Below are 16720 nucleotides of genomic sequence, written 5' to 3'. Positions count from 1 at the left end.
CCGGGCCCGTATCGCGGTCGCGGTACGGGCCCGGGGGAAGGGGGTGTCGGGTCGGGCTCAGACCCGGGCGGCCTCGTCGGCGGCGGGACCGGACCGGGCCTGGCGGACCTCGGCCTCCACGCGGTCGAAGTCACCGGCCATCTGCGGGGTGACCCTGGCCAGGCCGTTGAAGAGGACGATCGCGGCGAAGCTCAGCGCGACCGCCGGGACCATGGCGTACAGGCCGATGCCGAAGACGTGCTCGTCGAGGACGTCCCACAGGATCGCGGTGGCGCCGCCCGCGATCATGCCCGCCAGCGCGCCGGACCAGGTCATGCGCTTCCAGAACACGGCGAGCAGCAGCACCGGGCCGAAGCCCGCGCCGAACCCGGCCCAGGCGTAGCCGACCAGGTCCATGACCGACTGGTTGCCCCACAGGGCGATGCCCGCGGCGGCCAGGGCCACGGCCACGACGGTGGCGCGGCTGGTCCACAGCAGGGTCCTGGGGTTGGCGTCGCGGTCCACGAAGGCCTTGTAGCCGTCCTCGGTGAGCGCGGACGCGGCGACCAGCAACTGGGAGTCGGCGGTGCTCATGACGGCCGCGAGGATGGCGGCGAGCAGCAGGCCGGCCACCAGCGGGTGGGTCATGGCCTCGATCAGGCGCGGGAAGACCTGCTCGGGGGCGCCGAGCGGGGTGTCGAAGTAGGCGATGCCGATGAAGCCGACCACCACGGCCAGTGCCATCGCGGTGACCGCCCAGGCGACGCTGATGATCCCGGCCTTGGGGATGTCCCGGACCGAGCGGATGCCCATGTAGCGGGAGAGGATGTGCGGCTGGCCGAAGTAGCCCAGGCCCCAGGCCAGACCGGAGACGATGACCACCCAGCCGAGGGTCTCGGTGCCGACCCACTGGCCGAGGTCGGTGTCGAGCGAGGTGCCGCCCACGGCCGAGAGCAGGCCGGTGCTCTTCTCGGAGATGCCCTCGGTGACGCCGCCGAGGCCGCCGAGCGCGGTGACCGCCATGACCGGGACGACGAGCAGGGCGATCCACATCATCGCCGCCTGGATGACGTCGGTGTAGGAGACCGCGAGGAAGCCGCCGAGCACGGTGTAGAGCACGACGATGCCCACGCCGATCGCGATGGCGGGCGCCGGGTCCAGGCCGAAGACCTGGTCGAACAGGGCGGCCATGGCCACGAGGCCGGAGGCCACGTAGAAGAAGTAGAAGACGAGGATGAGCAGCGCCGAGACCCCGCGCAGCAGCCGGGTGGGGTCGTTGAAGCGGTTCTCCAGGAAGGAGGACAGTGTCAGGGAGTCGGAGTCACCGCCGGCGCGGGCGTCGGTGACGCGCTCGGTGTACACGCGCAGGCGGGGTGCGAGGAGGATCCAGCTCCCGGCGAAGCCGCAGGCCAGGCCGACCGCGATCCAGGCCTCGCCCAGACCGGAGACGTAGATGGCCCCGGGCAGGCCGAGCAGCAGCCAGCCGCTGAAGTCGCTGGCGTTGGCGCTCAGGCCCGCCACCCAGCTGTTGAGCTGCCGTCCGCCGAGCACGAAGTCCGACTGCGAGACAGTGCGCTTGTAGGCCCAGAGGCCGATGGCCACCATGATGGCGAGGTACACGCCGAAGGTCGCGATGGACCAGAACACGGAGTCGCCCAAGACCGTCCCCTCCTCTCCCTTGCGCGCGTGGTCGAACCCCTTACGCGCTGGTTGTGAACATTGTGGGAGATCATCGCTCTTTGTTTGGCGCGTCACAACGCCCGTTCGTGGAACCACACCTCTTTGAGATCTCGCCGAGTCTTCGACCAGGCACGATTGTCCGTCAGGCCAGCCCCCGGCGCCGCGGTTTGTCCTCCCGAACATACGCGCGCGCCGCCGATCGGACATCGGTTCATCCCATGACTGTCCGCCGCCGGGAACTCCCGCCCCGAGCCCCTCTCCCCCGCCGTGCCCTCTTCCCCCCGGCCCGCTCCGCTTCCTCCCGCCCCTCTCCCCGCGCGCTCCGGGTTCACCGCTGTCCGAGCGGGAAGGACCCGGGCAAAGTGGATACGAGAGAGGCCCCCCGAACGTGACCATCCCCTCCGCCCCGCGCGGCCTGCAGCCCCACGAGCCGCCATGGCAGATGCGGGTGCTCGACCAGTACGACACCGTGGGGGGCGCCGTGCTGCTCTCCCCCGGTCTGCTGGTCACGTGCGCCCATGTCGTCAACGCCGCGCTGGGCCGCGACGGCGACAAGGAGGAGCATCCGGGCACCGGCCCGGAGGCCACCGTGCTCCTGCGCTCGTTCGACGACCGGGTGTGGCGGGCCGAGGTCGACATGCGGCTGTGGTCGGCGGGCCCGCACAGCCGGGACCTGGCCCTGCTGCGGCTCACCGACCGGGGGCAGCCCGACACCGCCTTCCCCGTGCTGGCGGACTGCGCGGATCTGGCCCCGGACCAGGCCCTGACCACGACGGGGTACCCGGAGGGGATGCGCTCCCTCCAGGCCTCCCTGGTGTACCGGGGGCCGGGCGGGCCCACCGGGTTCACCCGCCAGGTCGAGACGCCCGCGTCCCGGCCGGTGCAGATCACGGGCGGCTTCAGCGGCTGCGCCGTGCGCACGGGGACCGGCGAGATGGTGGGCATCGTGCAGAAGAACCACCACTACGTGTGGAACGACCCCGACCAGCCCTCCGGGGTGGCGTTCATGCTTCCGGTGGAGGAGTTCGTCGGCCCGCGGGAGGACGGCGGCACCGTCTCGGTCCGGCGCCTGGCGGACGAGTCGCTGTGCGGCGGGCCGACCTACGACAGACTGCACGACCTGCTGGACTCGGTCACGGTGGAGGAGGTTCCGCCGGGGGGACTGCTCCGCCCGGCCGAGATGCACACGCTCAGACGGCACGGCTCGGGCCCCACCGCCTGGCGCGTGCTCACCGCGCTGTGGGACGTGGTCCCTCCCTTCGGCGAGCCGCCGCCCCGGGTCGCCTGGGTGCACCACGTCTACCAGGAGATCCGGCAGCGGCGGCCGATGCCGCCGACGGTCTGGTCGTGGATCCGCCAGGAGGCCGCCCCGCTGGGCCGGGACTGGGAGGGGATCCTGACCCGCGACCGGGACCGCCGCCTCCTCAGCCGCCGCGAGCCCGGCGGCCCGGCCGCGGCTCCCCGGGCCCCCGGCCACGACGAGGAGCCGCCCGACACGGTGGTGCTCTTCGAGTTGGAGCCGGTGACCGGCGGCTACCAGCTCTCACACGGCATCGCCCACCTGGACGAGGGCGGCTACCGGCTGCTGCCCCAGGGCACGAAGATCGTCAGCGAGGAGCGGATCTGCGACGAGGTCGGTGACCTCATGGGGGAGGTCACCATGCAGAGGCTGGTCACCCCGAACGAGGAGTCGCTGCGGCTGCGCGTGCTGTTACCCAAGGACCTGCTGCACCTGAGCGTGGGCCAGGCCACCCCGCACCGCGACCTGCTGGAGTTCCCGCCCCGGCTCTGCACGATGTACGAGATCGTCTACCACGTCCGCGAGCGGGTGCGGTTGCCCGGCTACCTGGGGTCCACCCCGAACCGCTGGCGGCTGCGGTCGGAGCGGCAGCGGACCAACGCGCTGGTGGAGGACCGCAACGTGCTCGCCACCTGGCAACGCGAGGTGAGCGAGGTGGCGAACGTTCTCGCCGATGAGAGCGTGACGATATGCGTCACCGACTCCGACAACGCGCACATCCGCCACGTCTACGACGCCGCCCTCTACCACGGTATTCCCACCATTATCAGGGGCCCCAAAGAAGCACTTCTCAGCCTTGTCGCCGAACTCCTCGAACGGGAGCCCGACGCGCGTCTGAGGATCAGCGGGCTGGCCCGTTATCTGCGCGACCGAGCCCGGGAGAATTCCGACAGCCGAGAAATAGCACTCATACATGACACTTTTGGAGATGCCCTGTTCCAGGAGGTACTGAGGAGGCCGGAAGGCACGGACGAACCGGAATCCTGATCCGGGCGCGGAGGAGACTTGATGGATCCGTCCGCTGATGGATCATGGAGGGAAAGGAAACCGGAAGCGCGTGTGGCCGGGCCCCGCTCCGCCCGCTCCCGCCGAGCCCGGCGAGGGGAGTACCGCACCCACGAACGGGAGTTCCACCGGAAAAGAATCAGGGCGTGCGGTGACCACGCCCGGAACCGCCTCGGTGCCATCGGCGACCTCCGCTTGGATAGGATCCCCTCGGTGGGTGCTGACGACTCCGCGGAAGTCCGCATTATTCAAGGGTAACCAGGGGAACACGTTCACCAATATACTTTTGGAGTCCATAAGCGGGGCAAAAACGACATCATGGATGATTTGTCGCACAGGTATCGCAACGCGCTCAGCAACCTGACGGGCGGGCCGTCCCGCCTGGTCATCCTTGTCGACTCGGCCCCCCTCATGGCCCTGCACCGGCGTACCGTGGAACGGCTGGTCGAGGCGGCCGAGGAGGCGGGCACGCCGGTCGTGCGCTTCCGCCCCGACCGCCCCGGGCTCCCCGCGGTGGAACACGGCGCGGCCGCCGCCGTCCTCGTCACCGACACCCAGGACCGGGGCTGGCGCCAGGCCAGGACGCGCTCCTGGGCCGCCTCGCTCGCCGCCCGCACGCCGACCGCGCTCCTGCACCTCCTCGACCGCTCCGTCTGGTCCCGGGGAACCCTCGCGCCGCTGCCCATGCGCCTGACGGGTCCGGACCCGGCCTCCCCCGGCTCCTGGGCGCTCGCGGGTGCTCCGGACGAAACCGAGCGGAACTCCGTGCCCCCCGGCGCCGCGGTACTGCCGGTCCTGGAGCTCGGCCCGTCGGCCCTCACCCAGTGGGACGCGGTGGTGGACGGGCACGGCGGCGCGTGGGAGGCCGACGTGTGCGTCCTGGCCCCGGACGGCGCCCGCCCTCCGAGCAGCGTGCCCTGGGATCCCGACCCGGTGTCGCGCTTCCTCTCCCACGCCTCACGCGGGGCCCGTGAACTCGCCGTGCGCCTCACCCAGGCACCGGTGAACCTGCCGGTGGCCGAGCTGATCCAACGGGGCCTGCCGCGGGCGCCCCGCGACGAGCGCGCCGCCGTCACCGAGATCGCCGAGGTCTTCGGCGGCCCGCTGATGGATCCCACCGTCCCGCTGGGCGACCTGGACGACCCCGCGAGCCCCGCCCTGGACTTCCTCCCCGGGGTACGGCGCGAACTCCTGGGCAGGTTCGGAGACCTCAGCGTCATGCGGTCGGTGTTCTACGCGCTGAGCGTCGAGTTCAAGGACTCCGCGCAGATCTACCGCTGGCTCTCCCGGATCGAGACCGGAGCGCCCCTGGTCCCCTCGCTCGACGGGGAGGAGGACCTGGCCAGGGCCGTGCTGCCCGCGCTCTCCGAGATGCCCGGCGAGTACCGGCGCTTCGCCGATCACCTGCGCGCCGCCCTGGGCGGGTCCCCGGGCCAGGACTACGTGGCCCCCCGGAGCGCCACCGCCCCTCCAGCCGTCCCGTCCGCGAAGCCCCGCACCCCCCGAGAGGAACCGAGTCCGACCGTGACCGACGCCCGGATCCCAGACACGGAGCCCACCCCCTCCGAGCCCAGCACCCGCCGTGCCCGCGTCAGGCAGGCGCGGCCCAGGTCCCTGGCCAAACTCCGCGGTGTGCCGCCGCACAACCGGAACTTCACCGGACGCGAGGAGATCCTCGAACGCGTACACACCCTCCTGGCGGAGTCCTCCGGCGGCGTCTACCTGCTCTCGGGCGGGGGCGGTATCGGCAAGACCCAGATCGCCACCGAGTACGCGCACCGGTACCGCGACGACTACGACCTCGTCTGGTGGGTTCCCTCCAACAGCCCGGCCGACGTACAGCAGTCCTACATGCGCCTGGCCCAGCACCTGGGGGTCATCGAGGAGAGCGGCAACCTGGAGAAGACCACCCAGCTGGTCCGGGACGTGCTGGAGACCGATCCCCAGGTGGGGCACTGGCTCCTCGTCTTCGACGACGTCACCGACCTGGACCGGCTGGGCGGGGGCGACCTGCCCCTCAACGGCCCCGGCGACGTCCTCATCACCTCGCGCGACCAGAGCTGGATACCCAGCGGGCGCAGTGAGGGCTCCGTGGTCCCGAGCCTGACCCCGCAGGAGAGCGTCGCCCTGCTGCGCAAGGTCTGCCCGCAGGGGCTGGAGGACGACGGCGACGCCCTGCGCATCGCCGAACGGCTGGAGTACCTGCCGCTGGCCCTGGCCCAGGTCGGCGCCTACCTGCGCGACTCGCTCATGAGCGTCGACGAGTTCCTCCCCCTGCTGGAGGACAAGTTCGACGAGCTGGTCACGCACGTGGAGCCGGAGGACCTGTACCCCCTGCCGCTGGCCGCCGCCTGGAACATGCAGCTCGACGACCTGCGCCGCGGCACGGGAGGGGACCGCGCGCTCAAGAGGATGGTCCGCGAGTTCGTCCAGCTGTGCTCGTTCTTCGCCCCCCGGCCGTTGGCGCGCACCCTGTTCCACCGGGCCCGGGGCCTGAGCGCCAACCCCGAGCTGTCCCAGATCCTGGGCAACGAGATGGCCCTGTCCCGTGTGCTGCGCTACGTCAGCAGGCACAGCCTCGCCGAGTTCGACCGCACCAGGCACACCTTCCAGATGCACGTGACCTTCCAGACGGTCGTGCAGGGCACGCTCAGCGACGAGGAGCGCGTGCGCTACCGTGACCTGGCCCACCGCCTCCTGGCGCAGAGCGACCCGCTCGGTCCCGACCTCCCGCAGAACTGGGACGAGTACCAGCTGCTGTTCACCCACGTGAAGGCCTCGAAGGCGTGGCGCAGCCACGACCCCCAGGTCCGAGGGCTGGTCCGCAACGTGATCACCTACCTCGTGGAGACGGGCAATCAGGAGGAGGCCCTGGAACTGGCGGACCGCGCCATCGAGAGCTGGTACGACGACACCGCCCAGCGGTTCCAGGTCCAGCTGCTCCGCACCAAGATCCTCCAGATCCAGGGCGACAACGAGATCGCTCTGGCCGAGGCTGAGCGGATGTACGCCGAGCAGGCGGAGCTGGAGGGGCCCGAGAGCGAGGAGGCCCTGGAGGCCCACAGGATCCGGGCCATCGCGCTCAGCAACTTCGGCCGCTACGAGCAGGCCCTGGCCATGTTCGAGGAGATCTACCGGACCAGGACCGCCCACTTCACCGAGGACGACGAGAACACCCTGGTCATCGCACACGACATCGCGGGCTGCCTGCGCCGCCTGGGCCGGTTCCGGGACGCGCTGGAGCTGGACCGCCGCACCCTCGAACAACGCAGGTACCTGTTCGGCCCGAACGGCATCCCCACCCTGCGCACGAGGATGTCCATCAGCCTGAGCCTCATGGCCCTGGGACACCTGGAGGAGGCCATGACAACGCTGGAGGACTGCCAGCGGCGGTTCGAGGCCACCGAGGCGGACGCCAGCGCCCACACCGAGGAGATCCCGATCTTCCTCTCCGTGGTCAACCGGAGGCTCGGCAACCACGAACTCGCCCTGGAGCTGTCCGAACGGGCCCGTCTGGCCCATGCCCAGCGGTATCGCCCGGGTACGCGGCCGGTACTGCACACGAACAGCATCCACATGGTGAACCTGGCCCTGACCGGCCGTGTGCACGAGGCCAGGGAACTGGCCGAGGACCTCTTGTCCCACATGGACGACAGGTTCCCGAGCCGCCACCTCTTCCCCTGGGCCTCACGGGCGAACGCCGCCATCGTGTTCCGGATCGCCGGCGAGTACGAGCGCGCCCACGAGCTCGACCGCACCGCGCTGACGGAGATCCGCGCCCTCTTCCCCGGCGCACAGATCACCCTCGCGGCGGTCGAGGTCAACCTGGGCAACGACCTGTTCGCCCTGGGACGGCTCAAGGAGGCCAGGGACCAGGACAGGGCGAGTGTGGAGCTGTGCCGGGAAACCCTGGGCGAGCACCACCTCTACCTCACCACCGCGCGACGCAACCTGCTGATCAGCCGCCGTGCGCTGGGGGAGGACGTCCAACGGGAGTGGGAGGCCCTGCGCGACCTGTACGCGGCCCAGTTCGGCCCCGACCACCGGTTCGTGACCACGATGGCCGAGTTCCTCAGGCTGGACACCGACATCATCCCCATGAGGGACTAGGGCGCGGCGGCCCGGGCCGCCGGATCCGCACGGTGTTCAGGGCAGGGACGAGAGCAGCGCCAGCCACTCTCCGGCACGGAACCGCAGTACGTGCCCGGCCGGGTGAAGGGAGTCTCGGAGCAGGATCCCGTGCGTCCCGTTCAGGGAGGCCTCACAGCATGACCCCGTATGGCTCGACCTCGATGACTTGCGCCATCCGGTGCCCTCACGCCCGTCCTTCCACGTAGCACGTGCGTCGTTTCGCCCGGTCATAACTGGTACGTCCCACCGTTTCCTCCGCGCGGACGGCCGCGGAATCTCCTCTTTTCCGGACATCTATCGGTATTTTACTTTCCGAATCCTCCCACAGGAATGGCAACTTCTCCCTCGGAAGAACGCGTGAGGCCAGCGTGAACAAAGTGATCGACTTCGTGACCGAAGACGGAACCGTGGTCAGTATCGAGACCGCACCGACCCGGCGCGAGGGCGCCGCCAACGTGTCCAGAAAGGGTCAGAACGGCACCGGGGACAAACGCCTGGACGCGGTCCTTCTGCGCATCCGGAAGGTCGCCGAGGCGGTGTCCGACCAGTTGCGGGAACTCTCCGCCTCCTCGCTCGCCCCCGCGGAGACGGAGGTGGAATTCGGCGTGAGCGTGAGCGCCGAGGCCGACGCGGTCATTGTCCGGGGAAGCGGCGAGGCCACGTTCAACGTCCGGATGACCTGGACCAACAACGGAACCGCGGAAAACGCGGGGTGAGAACGGTCCGGAAAAAGGACGGCGGTCCGGGTCGCGCGCCTCGGCCCGGACCGTCCGCGGGGGAAGGAGTCCCTCGGGGGTCCTGAGAGATCCTGCTGGGGAATCCCTGCGGGAGGCCCTCCCTCAGGGCCCTCCCCGGAAAAAGGGCCCCCCGCTCCGCCGACGCGGGGGACCCTGGCCTCCGGTCAGTCCCAGTCCAGGCCGCCGCCGGTCTGGTACTCGATCACTCGGGTCTCGAAGAAGTTCTTCTCCTTCTGCAGGTCCATCATCTCGCTCATCCACGGGAACGGGTTCTCCGTCTCGCCGAAGATGGGAGCCAGGCCGATCTGCTCGGCGCGGCGGTCGGTGATGAAGTGCATGTACCTCTCGCACAGCTCGGCGTTGAGGCCCAGCACACCGCGCGGCATGGTCTCGCGGCCGTAGGCCACCTCCAGCTCACAGGCCTCGGTGAGCATCTGCCGGACCTCGGCCTGGAACTCCTCGGTCCACAGGTGCGGGTTCTCGATCTTGATCTGGTTGATCACGTCGATGCCGAAGTTCAGGTGGATCGACTCGTCGCGCAGGATGTACTGGTACTGCTCGGCGATGCCGACCATCTTGTTGCGGCGGCCCAGCGACAGGATCTGCGCGAAGCCGGTGTAGAACCACATGCCCTCGAAGATCACGTAGAAGGCCACCAGGTCGCGCAGGAAGGCCTGGTCCGCCTCCGGGGTGCCGGTGCGGAAGTCCGGGTTCTCCAGGTTCTGCGTGTACTTGAGTGCCCAGGCGTCCTTGGCCGTGATCGAGGGGATCTCCCGGTACATGTTGAAGAGCTCGCCCTCGTCCAGGCCGAGGCTCTCGCAGATGTACTGGAAGGTGTGCGTGTGCACCGCCTCCTCGAAGGCCTGGCGCAGCAGGTACTGGCGGCACTCGGGGTTGGTGAGCTGGCGGTAGACGGCCAGGACGATGTTGTTGGCCACCAGCGACTCGGCGGTGGCGAAGAAGCCGAGGTTGCGCTTGAGCATCAGGCGCTCGTCCTCGGTCAGCCCGTCGCGGGACTTCCACAGCGCGATGTCGGCCTGCATGGCGACCTCGGTGGGCATCCAGTGGTTGTTGCAGCCCGCGAGGTACTTCTCCCACGCCCACGTGTACTTGAGCGGGAGCAGCTGGTTGACGTCGGCGCGGGCGTTGATCATCGCCTTGTCGTCGACGTTGACGCGCGCGGCGTCGCGCTCGATCTCACCGAGGCCGCTCGTGGCGCTGGCGCTGTTCTCCGAAACTGCGGTCATCCTGGGGTTTTTCCGTTCTCCGGTCGTGCCGGACACGTCGTTGCTGCTGGGTACGGGGGTCGCGGGCCGCCGCTGGCGGGGCGGCCCGGCCCGCGGGAGCCGGGGCGGCCGTCCGCCCGCCGGGGGGCGGACGGCCGCCGGGAGCACGCGGCTACTGGCAGGCCTCGCACTCGGGGTCGTCGATCGAGCAGGCCTGGCCGTCGACGATCTCGAACTCGTCCCGCTCAGCGGCGCCGGACGCCGGAGCCGGGCTCGGGCTGGGCGACGGGCTCGGCGCGGGGCTGGGGGCCGGGCTCGGCGCGGCGGCCGCCGGGGTGGCGGCGACCGCGTTGAGGCGGCCGTCGGTGCCCTTGAGCGTGCTCTTCTCCACGTGGGTGGCGCTCTGCGAACGCAGGTAGTAGGTGGTCTTGAGACCGGAGCGCCACGCCCGGCGGTACAGGGCGTCGAGCTTGCGGCCACTGGGCGCGGCCATGTACAGGTTCAGCGACTGGGCCTGGTCGATCCACTTCTGGCGGCGCGAACCGGCGTCCACCAGCCACTCCGGGTCGACCTCGAAGGCGGTGGCGTACAGCGCCTTGAGGTCGTCCGGGACGCGGTCGATGGCGCCGAGGCTGCCGTCGTGCATCTTCAGCGCGGAGACCATGTCGTCGTCCCACAGCCCGCGGGCCTTGAGGTCGCGGACCAGGTAGGGGTTGACCACGGTGAAGTCGCCGGACATGTTCGACTTCACGTACAGGTTGCGGTAGACCGGCTCGATCGACTGGCTCACGCCGGTGATGTTGGCGATGGTCGCGGTCGGGGCGATGGCCATCACGTTGGAGTTGCGCATCCCGGTCGCCATGACCCGCTCGCGCAGCGAGTCCCAGTCCAGGGTCTCGCCCCGGTCCACGTCCAGGTCGCCGTCGCGCGCCTCGGCCAGCAGCCGCAGGGAGTCGATCGGCAGGACGCCCTGGCTCCACAGCGAGCCCTCGAAGGTCTCGTAGGAGCCGCGCTCGGCGGCCAGCTCCATGGAGGCCTCGATGGCGTAGTAGCTGATGAGCTCCATGCTCTCGTCGGCGAAGGACACCGCACCCTCGGAGGCGAAGGGCGTGCGCAGCTTGAACAGGGCGTCCTGGAAGCCCATCAGGCCCAGCCCCACGGGGCGGTGGCGCATGTTCGCGCGGCGCGCCTCGGGGATCGTGTAGAAGTTCACGTCGATGACGTTGTCGAGCATGCGCACGGCCGTGCGGACGGTGCGGCGCAGGCGCTCGGCGTCCAGGCCGTCCGGCCCCACGTGCTGGGCCAGGTTGACCGATCCCAGGTTGCAGACGGCGACCTCGTCGGCGCTGGTGTTCAGGGTGATCTCGGTGCACAGGTTGGAGGAGTGCACCACGCCCACGTGCTGCTGCGGGGAGCGCAGGTTGGACGGGTCCTTGAAGGTGATCCAGGGGTGCCCGGTCTCGAACAGCATGGTGAGCATGCGCCGCCACAGGTCGACGGCCGGGATCTTCTTGGAGACCCGGATCCGCCCGGCCTCGGCCTCGGCCTCGTAGCGGGTGTAGGCCTCGGCGAACGCGGCGCCGTAGGCGTCGTGCAGGTCGGGGACCTCGTCCGGCGAGAACAGGGTCCAGGTGCCGCCCTGCTCCACGCGCTGCATGAACAGGTCCGGAACCCAGTTCGCGGTGTTCATGTCGTGGGTGCGGCGGCGCTCGTCACCGGTGTTCTTGCGGAGGTCGAGGAACTCCTCGATGTCGATGTGCCAGGTCTCCAGGTAGGCGCAGACCGCGCCCTTACGCTTTCCTCCCTGATTGACCGCTACGGCGGTGTCGTTGGCGATCTTCAGGAACGGGACGACGCCCTGGCTCTTGCCGTTGGTGCCGCGGATGTGCGAGCCCAGGCCGCGCACCGGGGTCCAGTCGTTGCCCAGGCCGCCGGAGTACTTGGACAGCATCGCGTTGTTGCTGATGCCGTGGAAGATGGCCTGCAGGTCGTCGCCGACCGTGGTGAGGAAGCAGGAGGACAGCTGCGCCCGCACGGTGCCCGAGTTGAACAGGGTGGGCGTGGAGGCCATGAAGTCGAACGAGGACAGAAGCTCGTAGAACTCGATGGCCCGGGCCTCGCGGTCGTCCTCGTTGAGCGCCAGCCCCATGGCCACGCGCATGAAGAACGCCTGCGGCAGCTCGTAGCGCACCTCGTCGCTGTGCAGGAAGTAGCGGTCGTAGAGGGTCTGGATGCCCAGGAAGGTGAACTGCTCGTCGCGCTCGGGGCGCAGGGCGGCGCCCAGGCGGGCCAGGTCGAACTTGGCCAGCGCGGGGTCGAGCTGGCCCAGGTCGATGCCGCGGCCCACGTAGGCGGCCAGGTAGGCGGCGTAGCGCTCGCCCATCTCGGCCTGGCTGGCGGCGTCGGGGGCGCCGCTGATGAAGGTCAGGGCCTCGCGGCGCAGCTTGTCCAGCAGCAGGCGGGCGGCCACGTAGGAGTAGTCGGGGTCCACCTCCACGAAGCTGCGGGCGGCCATGATCACGGCCAGCTCCACCTCGGAGTCGGAGATGCCGGGGTAGAAGCCGCGCCGGGCCTCCGTGAGGACCTTCTCCGCCGAAACACCGGTGAGCCGTTCGCAGGCCTCGGTTACGACGTGCTCGATCCGGTCGACGGCGGCGGGAGGGTTGCCGTCACGGGTCGGCTCAGGCCGAACGGATGCGGGCACGGCCTCGACGTCAAGGGTCATACAGCGGCTCCAACCTCGATAGAAGAGTCCCGGCGGGGAGGGGACACGAGAAGCAAGGTGCGCGGCACTCACCGGTGGACCGGCGCACTGGGTGCGTCCGGTCGTCTGACCGGCGGGTCGCGGCGGCTCTCGCCCTCGAAGCCCCGTCGTCGGCACACGCTCAGGTGCGCGCCGGTGGCAGGTCCTCGGGCGCGTGGAGGTCACTTCGCGGGAATTCCTCGGGGGTTCCCGGCCACTCGTGGCGGTCGTGTCCGCACGCACCGCCGCGGGCGGCCCCGGATGCGTACCGGGTGCCCTCCTGCCTCACCCCGGGGGGTGAACCACCAGCGGGAGAGATACTACATCTAGGGGATGGCGGCTCGGAACACCGCAAGATGATGGCGTGTCACGAATTTCTCAGATTCTTCGACGAACGTCGAACACGCCTCGGGGACGTGGTATGAGGGGTCCGCGGGCCCGCGTTCAACGGGGACTCTCCGCCGCGCCGGGACCGTCCGCGGGCGGCCCGACCCAGCCTAGATCGTTCGCCGGGCGGCCCGTACCCGCCCCGCCCGGCGTCCGGTCGCCCGGACGCCGCGGAGCCGCCGTACGGTGGTGGGACGCGCCCGCCAAACCTGGCGTACCCGGTCAGTCGGCCCTCGGTCCGGGTGGCCGGGAAGGTCCCGGCGGGGGTGTCCGCCCGGGTGTGTCGGGACGCGGGCCGACGTCGCGAACCTCACTTCCCGCCGCGCGCCGGGCCGTGCGGGGTCACACCGCGGCGAACCGCCCCGGGCCCCGCTCCGCGGGGGTCACGCGTCGTCGAGCAACCGGTCCAGGGCGTCCTCGTCCAGGCCGAGGTCCACCCGGATGCGGAACCGGATCCGCAGCAGTTCCATGAGCAGGTCGTGGACGTAGGGCGAGCGCTCCAGGTCCAGGAAGCGCCGCGCGCCGGCCGTGGCCCAGCGCTCGGCGCCCCGCAGGTCGTCGTGGGCGTAGAGGGCCTCCGCGACGTGGACGTAGGTCTGCAGGCCCGGCGAGTCCTCCGCCTCCAGGCGTTTGAGCTGGGCCCGGGCCCGGTCGACCTCGTCCAGCTGAAGGAGCGCCCCCGCGCTCAGGGCGCGCGCGTCGATCACGGTGGGCCCGCCGTCGTCGATCGCCCGCTGGTAGGCGGCGCAGGCGCGCTCGAACTCCTGGGCGATCTCCCACTGCTCCCCCGCGCGCACGAACAGCTCCGCGCGGGTGATCTCGCTTCCGGCGTCGACCCGGTTGGCCAGGTCCAGCAGCTCCGCGGCGACCCTTCCGTGCTCACCCGACCGGACGGCGTGGAATTCCAGGCGGTCGAGTTCCGCCGTCGTCACGTGGGTCAACCGCATCGCCCCCATCCCCTACTTGCACTCCCATGCCCACGTCAGGGTCTGGCGCGTTCCAGTGCCTGCCAGAACCCCTGGCGCAGTCCGTCGCGGACCTCGTCACGCAACAAGTGGTCGATCGGCAGCGAGGAGCCCTGGAGCAGACGCGCCTCCAGGTCGGAGGGCATCCGGGGTCTGCGGGCGAGGACGGCCTCGACCCACAGCGCGGGCGCCTCGCGAGCGATCGACTCCGCGAAGTCGTTCCCTTCTCTGTGCGCAACATGCACCGCTTCGTCAACGGTATGCGCGGCGGGCCGTGTCTGCTGGGGATATCCGGGACTGGAACGCGGTTCCTGGTAGTTGCCGGTGTCGAACCGGCGGTCGTGCTCGGGACCAGTAGGCGGCGGTCCCCCGTAGGAGGGGGCCGCCCCACCGCGGTACGCGGTGTCAGTTTCCGTACTGGTCCCATAGGTAGGGTTTGCGTCGGACGACCCCCCGTAGCCGGAGTTGTCCCCCGGGCCGAACCTCGGGTCTTGGGGTGGGGCGCTTCTCTGCGGTGGCGTGTGCCCCGGCTGCCCGTGCGCCCCGTGCTGTCCGTGCTGCGCGTCCGGGGCGAAGGAGCGCTGCGGCCCGGTCCCGCCCGCGAAGGACTGCTGGGGCCCCGTTCCGCCCCCGAAGGACTGCTGGGGCCCCGTCATGGACTGCCCCGGACCGGCCCCCGGCCTGGAGGGCAGTCCGTAGCCCTGGTCGGCGCCGCGCAGCGACTGGTGGGCGCCGGTGGCGGGGTAGCCCCCCTGCCCGCCCGGTGCCGGGTGCGCTCCGGGCATCGGACCGCCGGGGTAGGAGCCGCTGCTCCCCGCGCCGGGCGGGACCTGCCCGCCGGAGGGGAAGCCGTTGGCGTCGATCCCGCCGGACTGCTGGTTGTCCCCCGACGGTCCGGCCAGGTGGTCGCCGCCCCCGCGCTGCTGGGCCAGGGAGCGGCGCATGGCGCGCAGCTGCTCCATGGCGCTGCCCTGGGGCGCGGGCTGGCCGCCGGTCCCGGCGAACATCGCCTCCAGCTCCGAGGCGGAGGAGGCCGGCTCGACGCGGCCGCCGCCGGGCTGGGCCGAGACGGGCTGCCTGGGGGTCTCGGGCGCCGAGCGGGCGCGGCCGTTGGCGAAGGGCGTGGTGGTCTTGGCCGCGGTCTCCTGGGAGGATCCGCCGCTGGAGAGCAGGTTGACGTGCGGACGCAGGTGTCCCGCGCCGATCTCGATGAGGTCGTCGCACTCCCGGCGCAGGGCGCGGGAGATGGTCCAGTTGCCCTCGACCGAGATGTGCACGACGGTGACGCGCACGCCCATGTCCTGTACGTCCGCGACGACGGAGGCCATGTCCTCGTCCCCGCTGACCAGGACGGCGTCGCACAGGACACCGGTGCGGGCCAGCGTGGTGAGGTCCCGCTGGACATAGCTCTCCACGCCCTCGCGGCGGCCGGGTCTGATCCGCGCGGCACGGAACTTGATGCCGGGAATGTCGGCGATGCCGTCCTGTTCCTGGGTTCGCCGATCGTCGGCGACGGCCTCGTACCAGTAGCAGCGCAGGAGCGGCAGACCGGTGCGGTCCCGCGCGACCTCGTTGAGGAACTGGACGAGTCCGGTGTAGTCCCAGGAGACGGAGTCCCGGTTGCGGGTTCCGTGCACGGCCATCGCGCCGTCCGCGAGAAGGTATCCCGCGTCAACGAACAACGCGCAACGGTCCACTGACACCGCCCCCTTCCCTGTTTTGTCTCTGGGCCATATCCATGACCGGGCACAGCCTAGCCAAGTCTGTATGGTTTTGCGTGCCCTTCGCGAATACCGAGAGTTACGGTCCAGCTACGGAAAGGCGGAAAAGGGAAGCGCCCACGGGCTTTCCCCCGCCCCGGCGGGCCGGAAGAAAAGGGGTACGAATCCGGATCTCAGGTACGCACGGGGGCGGTGAGAACTACGGCGCCCACCATCACGGCGTCCTGTTCGGAGTGGATTCGGATATCCGTTTCCCGACCGACTACGGAGTCGAATCGGACCACGTCGGTGCCGAAGGCGTGCGGGTCGCCCTCCGCCCCCGGGCCGAGCCAACGCGTTCTCCGGCGTCCCGTAGCCGTCGGACGGCGCGGCCGCGGCGCCGTCCACGGTCACGCGGTCCCCGTGCAGCCCGGGGTCGCCCTCCCGGGCCAGGGCGTCGAAGCGGGCGGGCGCGTCCGCGGCCCACCACCGGCCCGCGCCGTGCTCCCGCACGAGGTCGGTGACCTCGGCGAAGGCCTGGTAGGCCGGGTAGCCGGGCAGTTCGGCCACCCGGGTGTCGACCGCCGGAGCGGTCCGGTAGGCGGCCATGCCGGGACCCCGGACCCTGGCCGCCGGGGCGTCGGGGCGCCCGGCCGCGGAGAAGCAGGGACCGGCCCAGCGCACCCGGCCGCCCTCGGCGCTCACGCCCCTCTCCCCGGTCGCCGCGGCGGTCACGCCCCCCGAGGAGACGGTCACCGAGGAGGGCACGCCGGTGCCGGCGTCCGGGGCCACGCGCACGTCGACGAACTGGGTGCTGTTCTCTCCCGCCGCCGTCGCCGGGCGTACGCACCGGCCGCCGCCTGCTGC

Annotated in this window: 9 protein-coding genes and 1 riboswitch; of the genes, 3 read left to right on the top strand and 6 right to left on the bottom strand. The window is 70.8% G+C overall.

Features of this window, described 5'->3' with window-relative positions; all coding sequences use genetic code 11:
- Positions 1-57 precede the first annotated feature (57 nt).
- The gene (gene putP / locus FYW95_RS05195) at positions 58-1626 is read right to left on the bottom strand and encodes a sodium/proline symporter PutP (RefSeq protein WP_159941749.1); all 1569 of its coding nucleotides are present in this window, start codon (positions 1624-1626) and stop codon (positions 58-60) included.
- A gap of 421 nt (positions 1627-2047) precedes the next feature.
- On the opposite strand from putP, the gene FYW95_RS05190 reads away from it, so the two are divergent.
- A complete protein-coding gene (locus FYW95_RS05190) occupies positions 2048-3946 on the top strand; it encodes a S1 family peptidase (protein WP_236567678.1) in 1899 nt (632 codons plus the stop codon).
- Positions 3947-4282: 336 nt separating this feature from the next.
- Entirely contained in the window at positions 4283-8074 is a 3792-nt protein-coding gene (gene fxsT / locus FYW95_RS05185) for an FxSxx-COOH system tetratricopeptide repeat protein (RefSeq protein ID WP_159941649.1), read from the top strand.
- A gap of 36 nt (positions 8075-8110) precedes the next feature.
- Here the strand turns inward: fxsT and FYW95_RS05180 are convergent, their stop codons facing one another.
- Complete coding sequence (locus tag FYW95_RS05180; protein WP_159941648.1) at positions 8111-8326, bottom strand: DUF397 domain-containing protein; 216 nt, start codon at positions 8324-8326, stop codon at positions 8111-8113.
- Between the two features lie 146 nt (positions 8327-8472).
- Between FYW95_RS05180 and FYW95_RS05175 the strand changes: the two genes are divergently transcribed.
- A complete protein-coding gene (locus FYW95_RS05175) occupies positions 8473-8811 on the top strand; it encodes a CU044_2847 family protein (RefSeq protein ID WP_159941647.1) in 339 nt (112 codons plus the stop codon).
- 185 nt (positions 8812-8996) lie between these two features.
- Here the strand turns inward: FYW95_RS05175 and FYW95_RS05170 are convergent, their stop codons facing one another.
- The 4 genes from FYW95_RS05170 to FYW95_RS05155 form a co-directional block, all read right to left on the bottom strand.
- Positions 8997-10079: a ribonucleotide-diphosphate reductase subunit beta gene (locus tag FYW95_RS05170; protein WP_159941646.1), complete on the bottom strand. Its 1083-nt coding sequence runs from the start codon at positions 10077-10079 to the stop codon at positions 8997-8999.
- Positions 10080-10230: 151 nt separating this feature from the next.
- A complete protein-coding gene (locus FYW95_RS05165) occupies positions 10231-12783 on the bottom strand; it encodes a ribonucleoside-diphosphate reductase subunit alpha (protein WP_160050050.1) in 2553 nt (850 codons plus the stop codon).
- Between the two features lie 158 nt (positions 12784-12941).
- Positions 12942-13123, bottom strand: a riboswitch (cobalamin riboswitch).
- 448 nt (positions 13124-13571) lie between these two features.
- Entirely contained in the window at positions 13572-14144 is a 573-nt protein-coding gene (locus FYW95_RS05160) for a hypothetical protein (protein ID WP_159941644.1), read from the bottom strand.
- Between the two features lie 26 nt (positions 14145-14170).
- Positions 14171-15850 (bottom strand): NYN domain-containing protein, encoded by a 1680-nt coding sequence (locus FYW95_RS05155; protein WP_159941747.1) that lies wholly within the window; start codon positions 15848-15850, stop codon positions 14171-14173.
- Between the last annotated feature and the right edge of the window lie 870 nt (positions 15851-16720).

The organism is Nocardiopsis sp. FR4 (assembly GCF_009830945.1).
In the GTDB taxonomy this organism is placed as follows: domain Bacteria; phylum Actinomycetota; class Actinomycetes; order Streptosporangiales; family Streptosporangiaceae; genus Nocardiopsis.
This window is presented reverse-complemented; position numbering and strand designations above follow the sequence as displayed.

Coding starts and splice junctions, on each gene's coding strand:
- FYW95_RS05165 (WP_160050050.1), bottom strand. CDS start 12,783: ATGACCCTTGACGTCGAGGCCGTGCCCGCATCCGTTCGGCCTGAGCCG.
- fxsT (WP_159941649.1), top strand. CDS start 4,283: ATGGATGATTTGTCGCACAGGTATCGCAACGCGCTCAGCAACCTGACG.
- FYW95_RS05170 (WP_159941646.1), bottom strand. CDS start 10,079: ATGACCGCAGTTTCGGAGAACAGCGCCAGCGCCACGAGCGGCCTCGGT.
- FYW95_RS05180 (WP_159941648.1), bottom strand. CDS start 8,326: ATGACCGGGCGAAACGACGCACGTGCTACGTGGAAGGACGGGCGTGAG.
- FYW95_RS05160 (WP_159941644.1), bottom strand. CDS start 14,144: ATGGGGGCGATGCGGTTGACCCACGTGACGACGGCGGAACTCGACCGC.